This is a genomic window from Elioraea sp. (genome assembly GCF_051860475.1).
GTDB lineage: Bacteria > Pseudomonadota > Alphaproteobacteria > Acetobacterales > Acetobacteraceae > Elioraea.
In genome coordinates this window covers 13,539-29,114 of record NZ_JBHYDW010000040.1, presented here as the reverse complement: position 1 = coordinate 29,114, position 15,576 = coordinate 13,539, and the positions used below count along the sequence as shown (strand labels likewise).

At 70.0% G+C, this 15,576-nt stretch carries 17 protein-coding genes; 11 read left to right on the top strand and 6 right to left on the bottom strand.

Annotated features, from left to right (window positions below; translation table 11 throughout):
* The 9 genes from ACTIFU_RS09655 to ACTIFU_RS09615 form a co-directional block, all read left to right on the top strand.
* The coding region (locus ACTIFU_RS09655) for an ABC transporter ATP-binding protein (RefSeq protein ID WP_439578091.1) at positions 1 to 729 on the top strand (729 nt) is incomplete at its 5' end.
* Positions 726 to 1,439 (top strand): ABC transporter ATP-binding protein, encoded by a 714-nt coding sequence (locus tag ACTIFU_RS09650; protein ID WP_439578090.1) that lies wholly within the window; start codon positions 726 to 728, stop codon positions 1,437 to 1,439. The genes ACTIFU_RS09655 and ACTIFU_RS09650, both read left to right, overlap by 4 nt.
* Before the next feature lie 43 nt (positions 1,440 to 1,482).
* Positions 1,483 to 2,673 carry an ABC transporter substrate-binding protein gene (locus ACTIFU_RS09645; protein ID WP_439578089.1) on the top strand — a complete coding sequence of 397 codons (1,191 nt, stop codon included), beginning with the start codon at positions 1,483 to 1,485 and terminating at the stop codon, positions 2,671 to 2,673.
* A 7-nt stretch (positions 2,674 to 2,680) separates the two neighbouring features.
* On the top strand, positions 2,681 to 3,571 hold the full coding sequence (locus ACTIFU_RS09640) for a branched-chain amino acid ABC transporter permease (RefSeq protein WP_439578088.1): 891 nt from the start codon (positions 2,681 to 2,683) through the stop codon (positions 3,569 to 3,571).
* The gene (locus ACTIFU_RS09635) at positions 3,571 to 4,485 is read left to right on the top strand and encodes a branched-chain amino acid ABC transporter permease (protein ID WP_439578087.1); all 915 of its coding nucleotides are present in this window, start codon (positions 3,571 to 3,573) and stop codon (positions 4,483 to 4,485) included. The genes ACTIFU_RS09640 and ACTIFU_RS09635 overlap by 1 nt, the downstream gene beginning before the upstream one ends.
* Positions 4,482 to 4,982 (top strand): GAF domain-containing protein, encoded by a 501-nt coding sequence (locus ACTIFU_RS09630; RefSeq protein WP_439578086.1) that lies wholly within the window; start codon positions 4,482 to 4,484, stop codon positions 4,980 to 4,982. Before ACTIFU_RS09635 ends, ACTIFU_RS09630 begins: the two co-directional genes overlap by 4 nt.
* Before the next feature lie 10 nt (positions 4,983 to 4,992).
* Positions 4,993 to 6,183: a M24 family metallopeptidase gene (locus ACTIFU_RS09625; protein WP_439578085.1), complete on the top strand. Its 1,191-nt coding sequence runs from the start codon at positions 4,993 to 4,995 to the stop codon at positions 6,181 to 6,183.
* Positions 6,184 to 6,289: 106 nt separating this feature from the next.
* The gene (locus tag ACTIFU_RS09620) at positions 6,290 to 7,606 is read left to right on the top strand and encodes an NAD(P)/FAD-dependent oxidoreductase (RefSeq protein WP_439578084.1); all 1,317 of its coding nucleotides are present in this window, start codon (positions 6,290 to 6,292) and stop codon (positions 7,604 to 7,606) included.
* A gap of 11 nt (positions 7,607 to 7,617) precedes the next feature.
* Complete coding sequence (locus ACTIFU_RS09615; RefSeq protein WP_439578083.1) at positions 7,618 to 8,010, top strand: DUF5368 family protein; 393 nt, start codon at positions 7,618 to 7,620, stop codon at positions 8,008 to 8,010.
* Here ACTIFU_RS09615 and ACTIFU_RS09610 read toward each other — a convergent pair.
* The 6 genes from ACTIFU_RS09610 to ACTIFU_RS09585 all read right to left on the bottom strand — a co-directional run bounded on the left by ACTIFU_RS09610 (position 7,980) and on the right by ACTIFU_RS09585 (position 13,200).
* On the bottom strand, positions 7,980 to 8,894 hold the full coding sequence (locus ACTIFU_RS09610; protein ID WP_439578082.1) for an ABC transporter permease: 915 nt from the start codon (positions 8,892 to 8,894) through the stop codon (positions 7,980 to 7,982). The genes ACTIFU_RS09615 and ACTIFU_RS09610 overlap by 31 nt on opposite strands.
* A 1-nt stretch (position 8,895) precedes the next feature.
* The gene (locus ACTIFU_RS09605; RefSeq protein WP_439578092.1) at positions 8,896 to 9,534 is read right to left on the bottom strand and encodes an ABC transporter substrate-binding protein; all 639 of its coding nucleotides are present in this window, start codon (positions 9,532 to 9,534) and stop codon (positions 8,896 to 8,898) included.
* A gap of 12 nt (positions 9,535 to 9,546) precedes the next feature.
* A complete protein-coding gene (locus tag ACTIFU_RS09600) occupies positions 9,547 to 9,930 on the bottom strand; it encodes a hypothetical protein (protein ID WP_439578081.1) in 384 nt (127 codons plus the stop codon).
* The gene (locus ACTIFU_RS09595; RefSeq protein ID WP_439578080.1) at positions 9,930 to 11,021 is read right to left on the bottom strand and encodes an ABC transporter ATP-binding protein; all 1,092 of its coding nucleotides are present in this window, start codon (positions 11,019 to 11,021) and stop codon (positions 9,930 to 9,932) included. The genes ACTIFU_RS09600 and ACTIFU_RS09595 overlap by 1 nt, the downstream gene beginning before the upstream one ends.
* A gap of 4 nt (positions 11,022 to 11,025) precedes the next feature.
* Positions 11,026 to 11,901 (bottom strand): ABC transporter permease, encoded by an 876-nt coding sequence (locus tag ACTIFU_RS09590; RefSeq protein WP_439578079.1) that lies wholly within the window; start codon positions 11,899 to 11,901, stop codon positions 11,026 to 11,028.
* Between the two features lie 63 nt (positions 11,902 to 11,964).
* Complete coding sequence (locus tag ACTIFU_RS09585) at positions 11,965 to 13,200, bottom strand: amidohydrolase family protein (protein ID WP_439578078.1); 1,236 nt, start codon at positions 13,198 to 13,200, stop codon at positions 11,965 to 11,967.
* Between the two features lie 113 nt (positions 13,201 to 13,313).
* On the opposite strand from ACTIFU_RS09585, the gene ACTIFU_RS09580 reads away from it, so the two are divergent.
* Positions 13,314 to 14,534 carry a M24 family metallopeptidase gene (locus ACTIFU_RS09580; protein WP_439578077.1) on the top strand — a complete coding sequence of 407 codons (1,221 nt, stop codon included), beginning with the start codon at positions 13,314 to 13,316 and terminating at the stop codon, positions 14,532 to 14,534.
* A 12-nt stretch (positions 14,535 to 14,546) separates the two neighbouring features.
* Entirely contained in the window at positions 14,547 to 15,515 is a 969-nt protein-coding gene (locus tag ACTIFU_RS09575; RefSeq protein ID WP_439578076.1) for a D-2-hydroxyacid dehydrogenase, read from the top strand.
* The last annotated feature ends 61 nt before the right edge of the window (positions 15,516 to 15,576 follow it).

The window sequence follows — 15,576 nt, the reverse complement described above, 5'->3', positions numbered from 1 at the left end:
GGCGTCCACGCGCTGACCGGCCTCGACCTCGACGTCGAAGCCGGCACCATCACCGGCCTCATCGGCCCCAACGGCGCCGGCAAAACCACCGCCTTCAACGTCATCACCGGCCTCGTCCCGCCCGACTCCGGCACCGTCCACTTCAACACCACCAACATCACCGGCCTGCGCCCCGACCGCATCACGGCCCTCGGCCTCGTCCGAACCTTCCAGATCGCCCGCGGCTTCCCTCGCCTCTCCGTGCTCGAAAACCTGATGCTCTACGGCGCACACCAACCAGGAGAGTCTCTTCCCTTCGCCATCCTCCCCTCCCGCGCCGCACACACCCGCGAATCCGAACTGCTCGAGCGCGCCATCGAAACCGCCCGCCGCCTGAACCTGCTGCGCGTCGCGAACAATCCGGCCGCGGAACTCTCGGGCGGACAGAAGAAACTGCTCGAGATCGGCCGCGCACTCATGACCGACCCCAAGCTTATCCTGCTCGACGAACCGATCGCCGGCGTGAACCCCACCCTCGCCGCCGAAATCGGCGACCACCTGATGCGGCTCCGCGACGAAGGCCTCACCTTCCTCATCATCGAACACCACATGGACGCGATCGCGCGGCTCTGCGCACCCGTCATCGTCATGGCCGAAGGCCGCAGACTCGCCCAAGGCGACTTCGAAACGATCGCCACCGACCACGCCGTGCAGGAAGCCTACATGGGCCGCCGCTTCGCCTCCGCATGACCACGCCCCTGCTCTCCGCGCGCGGCGTGGTGGCCGGCTATGCCGCCGCCGACATGATCCTCAAGGGCGTCGATCTCGACGTCCACCCGGGCGAGGTCGTCGCCATCATCGGCCCCAACGGTGCGGGCAAATCGACGCTGCTGAAGGCGATCGCCGGCATCCTCACCCCCTCCGCCGGCGCCATCACGCTCGACGGAACCGCGATCGCCGGCCACCCCCCGCGCGAGATCGCCGCGCGGGGGATCGCCTTCGTGCCGCAGGAACAGAACGTCTTCCCCACCATGTCGGTGCGCGAGAACCTCGAAATGGGCGGCTTCATCCAGCCCAAGGAAACCCCGCGCCGCATCGAGGCGATCTTCGCCCGCTTCCCCATCCTCGCCGAGAAACGCCGCCAGGCCGCACGCACCCTCTCGGGCGGGCAGCGCCAGATGCTGGCGATGGCCATGGCGCTGATGGTCGCCCCGCGCGTGCTGCTGCTCGACGAACCCTCCGCCGGCCTCTCCCCCGTCGCGGCCGAGGCGCTGTTCGACACCATCCGCGGCATCAACGCCGAAGGCACCGCCATCGCCATGGTCGAGCAGAACGCGCTCGAGGCGCTGGCCCTGGCGCGGCGCGGCGTGATCCTGGTGGACGGCCGCAACGCCCGGACCGGCGAGGCCGCCACCCTCGCCGCCGACCCCGAGGTGCGACGAATCTTCCTCGGCGCCTGATTCCGCGCCATCATCCACCCCAAAGGCTCCAGGGAGACAAGCAATGACCATCCGCCTGCACCGCCGCGCGCTGCTCGCCGGCACCGCCCTGCTCGCGACCCCCGCCATCCTGCGCGCCCAGGGAGACCCGATCCGCCTCGGCGCCCTCAACCCGCTGACCGGCGCCGGCGGGCCCTACGGCCCGTCGATGCGCAAGGCGATCGAGGGCATCGTCGAGGCGGTGAACGGTGCGGGCGGCATCAACGGCCGGCGCATCCAGCTCTTCGGCGAGGATACCCAGACCAACCCCGACGCCGCCGTGCGCGCCGCGCGCAAGCTGATCGACGTCGACCGCGTCGTCGCCGTCATGGGCACCTGGGCGAGCGCGGTGACGACCGCCGTCGCTCCGCTCTGCTGGGAGAGCCGCACCATGCTGTTCACCGTCTCGGGCGCGGATAGCATCACCCAGTTGCCGCACAACGGCTTCATCATCCGCACCCAGCCCACCAGCACGCTCCAGATTACCAAGCTCGCCGAGTTCCTGGGCGAGCGCGCGGCCAAGCGCATCTTCATCCTCGCCGCCCAGACCCCCTTCGCCGAGCCCACCCGCGAGATCCTCGCCCGCGAGATGCCGAAATACGGCGGCCAGGTGCTCGGCCAGGTGATCTACGACCGCGAGAAGACCGCATTCCGCTCCGAGGTCGACCAGGCGCTGCGCGCGCGGCCCGACTTCATCTTCCTCAACGGCTACCTGCCGGACGTGACCGTGATCCTGCGCGAGCTGTTCCGCGCCGGCTGGGACGGCGGCAAGGTCGCGCCCGCCTATGCGGTGAACCAGCGCCTGCTCGACTCCCTGCCGGCCGAGGTCACCAACGGCACCGTCACCTGGGCGCCGAGCCCGGACGTCGAGAGCCCGGCCTTCAAGCGGCTGCAGACGCTGCTCGGCACGAACGATCCGGATCCGTATTCGTGCCAGACCAACGACCATGCCTCGCTCGCCTGCCTCGCCGCCGCGGTCGCGCCGTCGGTCACGGGCGAGGGGCTGCGCACCTCCGTGCGCACGATCAGCCAGGGCGGCGGCGAGCGCGTCACCGACGTGCTCGACGGGCTGCGCCTGCTGAAGGAGGGCAGGAAGATCGACTACACCGGCGCCTCCGGTCCGTGCGACTTCACCGACACCGGCGACATCCTCACCTGCCCGTTCCGCTACGAGATCGCCGAGGGCGGGAGGCTGCGCACGCTGCGCGTCGCCTGACCGGCTGGTGCTGACCCACGTGATCGAGGAGCTGCCTCAGCTCCTCGTCAACGGTCTTGTCGTCGGAACCATCCTGGCCCTGCCGGCGATCGGCTTCACAACCATCTACGCCGTGCTGCGCTTCCCCAACTTCGCGATCGCCTCGCACGCGACGCTCGGTGCCTATGCGGGCTATGTCGCGAATGTCTGGCTCGGCCTGCCGGTGATCCCGAGCCTGCTCTTCGCCTTCGTTGTCCCCGCGCTTTCGGGCGTGGCCTGCGACGAGGTGATCCTCAAGCCGCTGCGTCGCGCGGGCCCGCTCACCGCCGCGATCGCGGCGGTCGCGCTGACCATCGCGCTCGAGAACGTCATCCGCTTCATCTTCGGCAACGACCTGCGCGGCTACGACCTGCCGATCTGGCGCGACTGGCGCTTCGATCTCGGCTTCGCCTTTCTGCGCATCGGGCCGCAGCAGGTGGAGAACGCGGCGATCAGTGTGGCCGTGATGGCGGCGCTGTTCCTGTTCCTTGCCTTCACCCGCACCGGCAAGATGATGCGCGCGGTCGCCGACAACCCGATGCTCGCCAACATCAAGGGCATCAATCCGGACACGGTCGCCCGCCTCGGCTCGTTCATGGGCATGGGGCTGGTCGGCGTGGGCGGGATGCTGCTCGGGCTCGACACCTCGATCGATCCGCTGACCGGCTTCCGCGCCGTGCTCTCGGTGTTCGCCGCGGCCGTGGTGGGCGGGCTCGGCTCGATCCCGGGTGCCGTCGTCGGCGCCGCCGTGGTCGGCATCGGCGAGGAGCTCTCGCTGCTTGTGCTTGACGCCGCCTACCGCACGGCGGTCGGCTTCATCGCCATCCTGGTCGTGCTGACCTTCCGGCCCAGAGGCATCCTCGGGGAGCGCGCCTACTGATGGAGAACTATCTCGTCGCGATGGCTGTGTTCGCCGGGCTCTACGGGCTGATGGCGCTCGGGCTGAACGTGATCTGGGGCATGGCCGGGATGATCAATCTCGGCCTGGTCGGCTTCATGGCGGTCGGCGCCTACACCTCGGCGATGCTGACCGTGCGTCACGCCACCTGGCCGATGCCGCTGGCGATCCTCGCCGCGGTGGTCGTCACCGCCGCCGCCGGCGCGCTGGTCGCGCGGCTGACCGCGCGCATGAAGGGCGACTACCTCGCGATCGTCACGCTCGGCTTCTCCGAGGTGGTGCGCATCATCGCCTCGAACGAGATCCGCTTCACCGGCGGCACCGACGGCATCAGCGCGATCCCCGGCCCCTGGCGCGGCGCGGTGGCGCCCGCCTCCTTCAACCTGATCTTCCTCGGCATCACCGCCGTGTCGGTGCTGGTGGTCTATCTGATCTGCCAGCGCATCCGCCACTCGCCCTATGGCCGCGTGCTGCGCGCGATCCGCGACGACGACCAGGTGACCGCGGTCGCCGGCAAGCCCGTCTTGCGCTTCAAGACCGAGGCCTTCGCGGTCGGCGCGGCGATCACCGGCTTCGCCGGCGCCCTCTACGGCCACTACAACGCCTATATCGCGCCCGAGGGATTCGTGCCGCTGATCACGATCTACATCGTGCTCGCACTCACCGCCGGCGGCACCGGCACCAACGCCGGCGCGGTGATCGGCGCCGCGCTCGTGGTCGCCTTCATGGAGGGCACGCGCTTCGTGGTCGCCGAGATCCCCGGCCTCGCCGCGGTGCAGATCGCCGCGGTGCGCGAGTTCCTGATCGCCTCGCTGCTGATCGTGCTGCTGCGCTTCCGCCCGCAGGGGCTGTTTCCCGACCGCCACATCCGCCACAAGCTGCCCGACGCACCATGACGCCCCGACCCGATCCGCTGCCGCATCTGCTCGCCGTCGCGCACGCACTGCGCCGCGAGGGACAGCCGCGCGCGAGTTTCGCCGCCTTGCAGGCCGGCATGGGCGAGGCGATCGGCCACATCCTGTTCACCGTGCTGCTGCACCACCACGACACCGGCGAGAGCGAACGCTTCTGGACCAGCCACCCCACGCAGTATCCCGTCGGCGGGCGCAAGAAGCTCAATCCCACGCCCTGGACGCAGCAGGTGCTGCGCGACCAGCGTGCCTATATCGGCCGCACGGCCGAGGACATCCGCGCGGTGTTCTTCGACCACGAGCTGATCGCCTCGCTCGGCTGCGACGCGGTGCTGAACGTGCCTGTCGTGTGGAACGGCCGCGCGCTCGGCACGCTGAACCTGCTGCATCGCGCGCACTGGTACTCGGAGGCCGACGTCCCGCTCGCCGAGGCGTTTGCCGCGCTTGCGGTGCCGGCGTATCTGCTGCTGCTCCACCGCTGAGAGGACCAAGATGGCCAAGTTCCTGAGCCGCGCCGTGTTCGACTACCGGCGCGGCCTGATGACCGCGCTGATGGACCGCGAGCGCTGGGACGCGATCGCCTTCACCACGCCGGACTTCTTCCAGTTCGGCACCAACTTCCACACCGATGTGCAGACCTGGGAGCGGCCGATCCTGCTCGTCGTGCCGCGCGACGGCGCTCCCTTCGCGGTGATGCACGAGCTCTCGACCAACCACATCCGCTTCGCGCGCGAGGCGCAGCGGATGTGGGTGGATGACATCGCGATGTACGCCGAGCACCCGCGCGTCGGTGCGCGGCTGGCGCTCTATCCGCAATGGCCCGCGCTCGTCGCCGAGACGCTGAAGGCGAAGGGACTCCACCGCGCGCGCATCGGCGCTGACGCCGTCGGCGGCCCGCTCGCGCGCGCGGTCGCGCTGCTGCCCGAGGCGACGCTGATCCCCGCCACCGCCGAGATGCGCGCGCTCCGCTTCGTCAAGTGCGACGAGGAGATCGCGGTGATGCGCGAGGCCGCCGCGCTGTCCGACTGGGTGCAGGACCGCTACCGCGAGCACATCCGCCCGGGCCGGCTGGTGCAGGAGCTCGATATGAGCATGGCCGCGCTGATGGCCGAGGAGGCGGCGCGCCGCTTCCCGGGTCAGAACGTCGAGCTGCGCTGCTGGACGCTCTCCGGCCCGGCGTCCTGCGCCCCGCACGGCGACGGCCAGCCCACCGGCGCGCGCATCGAGGCGGGCCACGGGCTGGTGAACATCGTCATTCCGCGCGTGAACGGACTGGTGGTCGAGAACGAGCGCACCTGGTTCTGCGGCACGCCGTCCGAGCTCCAGGTGAAGGCATTCGAGGCGGCGAACGCGGCGAACCAGGCGGCGATCGAGGCGCTGGTCGAGGGCAATCCCGTCTCGGCCTTCGACGCCGCCGCGCAGAGCGTGATCGAGCGCGCGGGCTTCGGCGCCAACATCCTGCACCGCACCGGCCACGGCATGGGCACGCTCGGCCACGAATTCCCCGACGACACGGCCTTCCTGCATCGGCCCCTGATGGCGAACGAGGTCTATTCCTGCGAGCCCGGCATCTATCTCTGGGGCGTGGGCGGGTTCCGCCAGGACGACACCGTGGTGGTCGGCAGGACGCCCGAGGTGCTGACCAGGGCGCCGAAGGACCTCAAGAGCCAGACGGTCGGCTGATCTGCCAGGACGGCTGAGTCCCCCCTGACATAGATCAACGACGGAGGGCCCCCGGCGGCGTTATTCGCTTTCTTCGAAGGTTAAACATAACCGCGGAGGAAGCGTGATGTCGGGTTCCGCCCTCTTCCGTCCAGGCCGCCGTGACCTGCTCAGGGCGGCCGCCGCGCTCGGGGTCTCCGCCCCCCTGGCCGGCGCCGCCCGCGCCCAGCCCTTGCGCACCCCTGCGCGCATCGTCATCGCCGGCGCCGGGGCCGCCGGGCTGACCATGGCGTCGAAGCTGTCGCGCATGCTGGAGGGCGCGCGCATCACCCTGATCGGCGCGCGCGCGGCGCACTGGTACCAACCCGGCTTCACCATGGTTGCCGCCGGCGTCTGGCCGGTCGGCAAGGTGATAAGCGAGACCGCCGGCTACGTCGCCCCGGACGTCACCTGGCTGCGCGCCGATGTCGCCGCGTTCGAGCCCGAGGCGAAGCGCGTGGTCGCGACCGACGGCTCGGCGCACGCGTACGACGCTTTGGTCGTCGCCACGGGCTGCACGCTCGAGTGGAGCCGCATCGAGGGCATGGACCCCGCGCTGATCGGCCGCGAGGGGATCGCCTCGGTCTACGCCGGGCCGGAGGGCGCGGAGGCGACGTGGCGCGTGCTGCAGCGCTTCATGGAGACCGGCGGCGTCGCGCTGCACGGCCGGCCGCCGACCGAGATGAAATGCGCCGGCGCGCCGCTCAAGGGCGCGATGCTGTGGGATGCGCGGCTACGCGAGGCGGGCACGCGCGGCCGTGCCGAGATCCACTACCTCACGCCGTTCCGGAACCTGTTCTCCGTGGCACCGGTGCACGACAAGGTGCTGGAGCTGTTCAGCGCGCGCGACATCGCCTTCGCCTACGACCACACCCTCACCGCCGTCGATCCCGGCGCGAAGACCGCGACCTACCGCACGCCCGATGGGCCGAAGACGCTCCGCTACGACTACCTGCACGTGGTGCCGCCGATGGCCGCGCCGAAGCCGGTGCGCGAGAGCGCACTCGCCTGGCAGTCGGGCCCGTTCGCCGAGGACGGTTGGGTGGAGGTGAACCGCGACACCTTGCAGCACGCGCAGTTCCCGGAGGTGTTCGCGGTCGGCGATGTCGCCGGCGTGCCGCGCGGCAAGACGGCGGCGAGCGTGAAGACGCAGTGCCCGGTGGCGGCGGCGAACCTGGTCGCGTTCCTTTCCGGCAGCGGCATGGATGCGACCTATAGCGGCTACACCTCCTGCCCGCTGATCACCCAGCCCGGCCGGGCGATGCTGGTGGAGTTCGACTACGAGGGCCGGCTGACGCCGACCTTCCCCTTCATCGATCCGCTCACCGAGCACTGGGTGCCCTGGGTCATGAAGGACAGGCTGCTGAGCCCGATCTACCGGGCGATGCTGCACGGCCAGATCTGAGGGAGGCGACGATGGAGCTCTTCGCACCGCGGGCACTCGCCGCGATCATCGGCGAGATGTTCGGCGGGCTGCTGTGGATCGCGGCCGTCATTGCCGTGCTGGCTCTCGCCCTGCTGGTGGTGGGGCTCTGGCGCGGCGTGCGCTGGCGGCTCGCCGTGCGCATCGCGGCCGCGTTCGGCGCGCTGGTCGCGGCCGGCGTGCTCGCCGCCCTGCCGGGCTTCACCAACGCCGCGCACGCCGACCTCTCGGGCGCGCTCGACTGGCTCACCTGGGCTGCCGTCGGGATCGGCGCCGGCATTGCCGCCGCACTCGCGGTGCTGCCGCTGCTGGCGTTGGCGCTGGGCCAGCGTGCGGACGAGCCCGCGCCGACGCTTCAGCGCGGCGCCGCCTCCAGCTTGCGGTGATGCATCCGGCGTGACAGCATCGTTGTGCCGACGATCGTCAGCACCAGCGTGGACGTCATCAGGATGAAGGCGAGGGCGGCACCGAACGGCCAGTTGGTCGTGCGCGTGAACTGGTCATAGAGCGCGGGCGCCATCATCTTGAACTGCGGCCCGCCGAGCAGCACCGGTGTGGCGTAGGCGTTCATGCACAGGATGAACACCAGCGTGCCGCCGGCGATCACGCCCGGCAGCGACAGCGGCAACAGCACGCGCCGAAATGTCGTCATCGGCCCGGCACCGAGATTCGCCGCTGCCTCCTCGACATCGCGGCCGATCCCCTCGATCACGCTCTGCAAGGTCAGGATCATGTAGGGCAGCACCACCGCGATGATGCCGACATAGACCGCGAAGGGCGTGTACATCAGCCGTATCGGCTGGGTGATGATGCCGAGGCTCAGGAGCGTGTGGTTGACGATGCCCTCGTTGCCGAGCACCGCCATCCAGCCTGCCGCGCGCACGACATTCCCGACCATCAGCGGGAACACCACCGCGATCACGAGCGCGCTCTTCCAGCGGCTCTCGGTGCGGGCCATCAGATAGGCCAGCGGATAGGCGAACAGCAGCGACACCACGGTGCATACGGCAGCCACCTGCACGGTCGTCGTCAGCACGCCGATGAAGTAGGTGTCGGTGAAGAACCGCGCGTAGTTTTCGAGCGTGAAGGCGTCGATCATGAACTCGCGCGGGCTGTAGCGGTTGAAGCTGTAGCGGAACAGCACGACCAGCGGGGCGGCGAGGAAGGCGACGACGAGCAGGCTCGCCGGCACGAGCAGGAAGGGGCCGAGGCTGAATGCCTCGGCCCGCCGGCCCGCCGGCCGCGCCGCGATCGCCGCCGCCGTCGCCATGTCAGCCCTTGAACTCGCGCGTCCACCAGTCGAGCAGGCGCGCGTTGTTGTCGGCGATGTACTGGTAGTCGAGCTTGACGAAATTCGCCTGCTCCTCGGGCGTGAAGCTGATCTCCTTGGCCAGCGCGTCCGGCAGCGGCGCGTTCGTCACCGTCGGCACATAGCCCATGCGCTCGGCGAAGCCGCCCTGGGCGGAGGGCTCGAGCATCGCCTGCATCCACTTCCACCCGTTCGGCTTGTTGGTGGCGTTGCGCGGCACCGCCTTGTCGAACACGATCGGCGTGGCGCCCTCCTTCGGCACCGCGTGGGTGATCGGGATGCCGGCCTTCTTCCACATGTAGCCGCGCGCGAGCCACATGATCGTGGCCCACACCTCGCCGCTGTTCAGCGCCGCCGCGAGCGCCTCGTTCGAGGGATAGACCTTCGGCTCCAGCCGCTTCAGTTCGAGCAGCTTCGGCTTGGCCGGCTCGAAATTGCTCGGGCTGCCGCCGTTGATCAGCGCCGCGCTCTCGAAGAACTGCATGTAGAGCCCGTCGGCGAGGCCGACGCGGCCGCGCAGCTTCGGATCCCACAGGTCGTTGTAGGAGGTCGGCTTGTCCATCCGGTCCGGGTTGTAGAGGATCACCTTGCCCGAATAGATGTGCGGCAGCGCTTAGGGCTTCCTGAGCGCCTCGATCACGTTGGTCATGTTCGGCACGAGATCGGCGCTCGGCTGCTCGAACAGGTTCTGCTGCGCCATCTCGAACATGTCGATGTCGGAGAGGCAGGCGACGTCGAACGTGCCGCGCCGCGTCATCCGCTCGGCGAGCAGCTTGGTCTTGCGCGGCGGCGCCACCGAGACGTCGTACAGCACCTCGATCCCCTGCGGCTTCAGCAGCGGCTCCGCGATGTTCGCCGTCAGCAGATCCTGGTAGTCGCCGCCCCAGGTGCCGACCACCACGCGGCCGCCCCCCTGGGCGCGCACGATCGCGGGCGCGGCGAGCAGTCCGGCCGAGGCGCCGAGCAGCGCGCGGCGGCCGATCGTCAGTCGTGTCATCACAGGCCTCCTTCGTCGGGTGTGGCGCCCGGTCCGGGCGCGAGCAGCCGGCAGGTCTCCGCCGGCCAGGTGAGGGTCACGGGATCGCCGGCCGAGACCAGCTTCAGCGTGTCGCCCGGGCGCGGCGTCGGCACGGAGGCGGTGATGGTCTCGCCGCCCGAGAGCGTGACGCGATACTCGGTCGCCGCGCCGAGATACGTGATCAGCGCGACGCGGCCGACCACGCCGCCATCCGACGCGCCCGGCACCAGCTCGATCCGTTCCGGTCGCAGAGCGAGCGCGACCTCGCCCGGTGCCATCCCGTCGGACGGCACCGGAAGCGCGAGCCCGCCCTTGCTGACGAAGCGCCCGCGCTCGACCAGGTGTCCGTGCAGCACGTTGGAGCGGCCGATGAACCCGGCGACGAACAGGTTCGCCGGCAACTCGTAGAGCTCCTCCGGCGTGCCGACCTGCTGCACCACGCCGTGGTCCAGCACCACCAGGCGATCGGCGAGCGTCAGCGCCTCCTCCTGGTCGTGGGTGACGAACACGGTGGTGAGCCCGAGCCGCTTCTGCAACTCGCGGATCTCCACCCGCACCTCGAGCCGCAGCTTGGCGTCAAGGTTCGAGAGCGGCTCGTCGAGCAGGAACACGCCCGGGTTCACCACGAGCGCCCGCGCGAGTGCGACGCGCTGTTGCTGCCCGCCGGAGAGCTGGCGCGGCAGGCGCTCGGCGAGATGGCCGAGCCGCACCAGTTCCAGCGCCTGCTTCACGCGCGTCTCGGCCTCGGCCAGGGCCACCTTGCGCATCTCCAGCCCGAAGGCGACGTTCTGGGCCACGCTCATGTGCGGAAACAGCGCGTAGGACTGGAACACCATCCCCGTGTCGCGCCGATAGGGCGGGTCCCAGGGCACGTCGCGCCCGCCGATCGCGATCCGCCCGGCGGTCGGCTCGATGAAGCCCGCGATCATCCGCAGCGTCGTGGTCTTGCCGCAGCCGGAGGGGCCGAGCAGCGCGACCAGCTCGCCCTCCTCCACGCGGAGCGACACGTCGTCCACCGCGACGAAGCTGCCGTACTCCTTGCGCAGACGTTCGAGGACCAGGTCGCTCATCGTCTCACACGACCCGCGAGAGCCTGACGAAGCGGTCGGTGATCAGCATCAGCGCACCGATCAGCACGATCTGCACGCTCGCGACCGCGGCGATGGTCGGGTCGATGCGGAATTCGAGGTAGTTCAGCATCGCGACCGGCAGGGTGGTGCGCCCGGGTCCCACCAGCAGCAGCGTCAGCTCCAGGTTCTCGAAGGACTGGATGAAGCTGAACAGGCTCGCCGCGACCAGGCCGGGGCGCATCATCGGCAGGGTGATGCGGCGGAACGTGGTCCAGGGCCCCGCGCCCAGGTTCATCGCCGCCTCCTCGATCGCGCGGTCGAGCCCGACCAGCGAGGCGGACACGAGCCGCACCGTCCACGGAATGGTCAGCAGGATGTGGCCGAGCACCAACCCGTGCAGCGTGCCGCGCATGTCGAGGTCGAGCAGGTTCTCGACCATGATGTAGTAGACGTAGAGCGAAGTGCCGGCGACGATTCCCGGCACGACCAGCGGCCCAAGCAGCAGGGTGTTGAACGCCTCGCGGCCGGGGAAGCGGAACCGCACGATCGCGTAGGCGCCGGCCGCGCCCGAGGTTACGCCGATCACCATGGCGATGAACGCGACCTGGAGGCTGAGCCCGAAGCCGTGACGGAACTCGCTGCGCGCGAAGGCGTTCTCGTACCAGCGCAGCGTGTAGCCCTCGGGCGGGAACGAGACGATCTGCTGCTGGAACAGGCTGATCCAGAGCACGAAGATCACCGGGATGAAGATGAAGAAGAACACCAGCGCCGCGATACCGCGCAGCGCCCAGCGCCCCGCCCGTCGCCTCAGGCGTGCATGGGCGCCCGCCGGTGCTGCGGCAGCCTCGACCCTTGCCGCCTCCAGCGCGCGCGTGGTCACACCGTTCTCCCGTGCCTCTCAGACGGCGATCCTAGGAACCGGCCGAGCGCCCCGCAAGCGCGCTCAGTGCAGCCGGTTGCGCCGGATCGCGCCGGCCAGCATGACCAGCGGAATCCGCTCGCCCTGGCCGGTCAGCACGGCGATGTCGCGGATCGGATCGCCGTCCACCACGATCAGGTCGGCAACCGCGCCACGTGCGGCCGTGCCGAGTTCGCCCGCGCGGTTGAGCAGGCCAGCGTTGCCGCTGGTCGCCTGGGTCAGGATCTCGGCCGCCGGCAGCACCTCGCGGCGGATCACGAACTCGTCGGATTGGCGCCGGTGCATCTCGGCGAGCAGGTCGGTGCCGAAGCCCATGCGCACGCCGGCCGATTTCAGGATCTCGATGCTCTTCAGCCCCGCCGCGCGCACCACCTTCAGCTTCTCCTGGCTCTCCTTGGGTAGGCCCATGGCCGGGCCGTCCTTCTCCAGCGCGTCGTAGGTGACGAGGGTCGGCACCGCGAAGGCCCCCGTCTCCGCCATCAGCCGCGCGGTCGGCTCGTCGATCAGGTTGGCGTGCTCGATCGAGCGCACCCCGAGGCTGACCGCGCGGGTGATCGCCTCGGGCGTGTAGGCATGCGCGACCACGTAGGTGCGCCACGCCTTCGTCTCCCACACCGCGGTGGCGATCTCCTCGTCGCTGTACTGCAAGGTCCAGATCGGGTCCGACGGCGAGGCGACGCCGCCCGAGGCCATGATCTTGATCGCGTGCGCACCGCGCTTGAGCTCGCCGCGGATGGCGCGGCGCACCTCGTCCACGCCATCGGCGATCGTGCCGATCGAGAGCGCCGGCGCGCAGCAGCCGCAGAACTGCTCGAGCCAGGCGTTCGGGCGGGAGTCGCCGTGCCCGCCGGTGGGCGAGAGCGCGCGGCCGCAGAACAGCAGCCGCGGTCCGTCGATCAGCCCGGACTCGCAGGCGACCGCGAGGCCGAAATCGGCGCCGCCGACGTCGCGGATGGTGGTGAAGCCGCGCGACAGTGAGGCTTCCAGGAAGCGGCGCGCGTGCAGCGCCATCAGGCTGCGCGGCATCAGGTCGAGCCGGCCGATGTTCGCGTCCGCCGCATAGGCGTGATAGTGCGCGTCGATCAGCCCGGGCATCAGCGTCCGCCCGCCGAGATCGATCACATGCGCGCCGTCGTGGCGGATCGGCCGGTCGGAGACCTCGGCGATCGTCCCGCCCTCCACCAGCACCTCCGCGCCGTCGATCAGATGCGGGGTCGATCCGTCGAACAGGCGCAGGTTGCGGAACAGCGTCGATGGCATGGCGTTCCCCTCCGTGGTGCGCGGATGGTCGGGCTGCGCGTAGGCAGGGTCAACGGGTGGACGACCGGCGGAGCCTGGGGCAGGGTGCGCGCCGCCATGACGGGGGTTGCAGCATGACGGTCGGTGTCGGCGGGTCGGATGCCGCGACGGAGCTCGCCGCGATCACGAGCGAGCGCGACGCGGTGCCACCGATTGCGACCGACGAGCACGAGCGCCGGGTGGCCGCCGCACGCACGCTGATGGAGGAGCGCGGGCTGGAGGCGCTCTGGCTCGACGGCAGCACCAACCTCGCCTACTTCACCGGGGTATCGCACGGCCAGTCCGAGCGCATGGTCGGCGCGATCCTGCCCAGGCGCGGCGAGATCACCTGGATCTGCCCCGAGTTCGAGGCCGAGCGCATCCGCACCATGCTGAAGATCCCCGGCCCCGTGCGCGGCTGGGAGGAGGACGAGAGCCCCTATGCGCTGTTCGTCGATGCGCTGCGGGAACTCCAGATCGGTTCCGGCACGATCGGCGTCGATGACCATGCGCGCTTCTTCATCGCCGACGAGATCCGCTCGGCCGGCGGTGAGGATTACCGTTTCGTCCGCTCCGCCGCGATTGCCTCCTACCTGCGCCAGCGTAAGACCGAGCACGAGCTCGCGCTGATCCGCCAGGCGATGCGCATGACGGTGAAGATCCACGCCGCCGCGGCGCGCATCCTGCGCGAGGGCATCCCGACCACCGAGGTGCAGTCCTTCATCGACGCCGCGCACCGCAAGGCCGGCTTCGACGGCGGCTGCCCGTTCAACATCGTGCTGTTCGGCGAGGCCTCGGCGTATCCGCATGGCGTGCCCTATGCGCAGACACTGAAGCAGGGCGACGTCGTGCTGATCGACTGCGGTGCGGCACTGCACGGCTATCGCAGCGACATCACGCGCGCTTACGTGTTCGGCGAACCGACCGACCGGCAGCGCTTCCTTTGGAACACCACCAAGGCGAGCCAGGCCGCAGCCTTCGCGGTCGCGCGGCCGGGCGTCGCCTGCGGCGCGCTCGACGACGCGGCGCGCGCGGTGATCGTGCAGGCCGGGTTCGGCCCCGGCTACAAGGTGCCGGGCCTGCCGCATCGTGTCGGTCACGGTGTCGGCATGGACGGGCACGAGGAGCCCTATTTCGTGAAGGGCAACGACCTGCCGCTCGAGGTCGGCATGTGCGGCTCGATCGAGCCGACCCTCGCGGTCTATGGCGAGTGCGGCATCCGGCTCGAGGACCACATCCACGTCACGGAGACGGGGGCCGCGTGGTTCACCACGCCGTGCAAGTCCGTGGACGATCCGTTCGATCTCGATCGCTGAGGGAGGAAGTTGATGCTGCCATCGAAGGACCAGCTCAAGGTCTGCTTCGCCCATGTCGCCTATCGCTTCGGCGAGCGCTTCCCCCTGCGCAACACCGGGATCGGCTTCTACGAGGTCCGCGACCGCGAGGAGATGGAGGCGCGGATTGGCGAGGCCGACGTGGTGGTCGTTTCGGGCATGTGGAAGAACGACCTCGCGCCGAAAGCGACCAGGCTGCGCTTCATCCAGTCGATCAGCGCCGGGGTCGATCAGTACGACAAGCAGGTGCTGGCCGCGCACAAGGTCAGGCTCGCGAGTGCGCAGGGTGCCAACGCGAACGCGGTGTCCGAGCACGGCATGGCGCTGATCCTGGCGATCGCGCGGCGCATTCCCGAGGCGGTCCAGAACCAGGGCAAGCGATCTTGGCGCGGCATGATCGGCGATCTCTCGCAGCGAGAGGACGAGCTCGGCGGCAAGACGCTGCTGGTGGTCGGCATCGGCCGCATCGGCGGGCGGCTCGCGCGGCTCGCCAAGGCGTTCGACATGCGCGTGATCGGCGTGCGCCGCGATCCGTCGGCCGGCGCGCAGGGCGCCGATGAGATCCACGGCTTCGACGCGCTGCCCTCGCTCTGGGGCAGGGCGGACATCGTCGCGCTCACCTGTCCGCTGACGCCGGAGACCACGGGGCTGGTGAACGCCAAGGCCCTCGGCGCGATGAAGCCCGGCGCGCAGCTCGTCAACCTGGCGCGCGGCAAGGTGGTGGACGAGGCGGCCCTGATCGAGACGATGAAGGCGGGGCATCTCTCGGCCGCCGCACTCGACGTCACGGTCGAGGAGCCGCTGCCGGAGACGAGTCCGCTCTGGACGCTGCCGAATGTGCTGATCACGCCGCATACCGGCGGCGAGACCCGCCGCTACGAGGACGCGGTGATCGACCTGCTGCTGGAGAATCTCGATCGGCTGTGGCGCGGCGAGACGACATTACGCAACCAGGTGGTGTAGATGCGCTGACGCTGACCTTCTCCCGCCATGCGGCAGCCTCGCCGAGGCGAGGCGGTCTGGG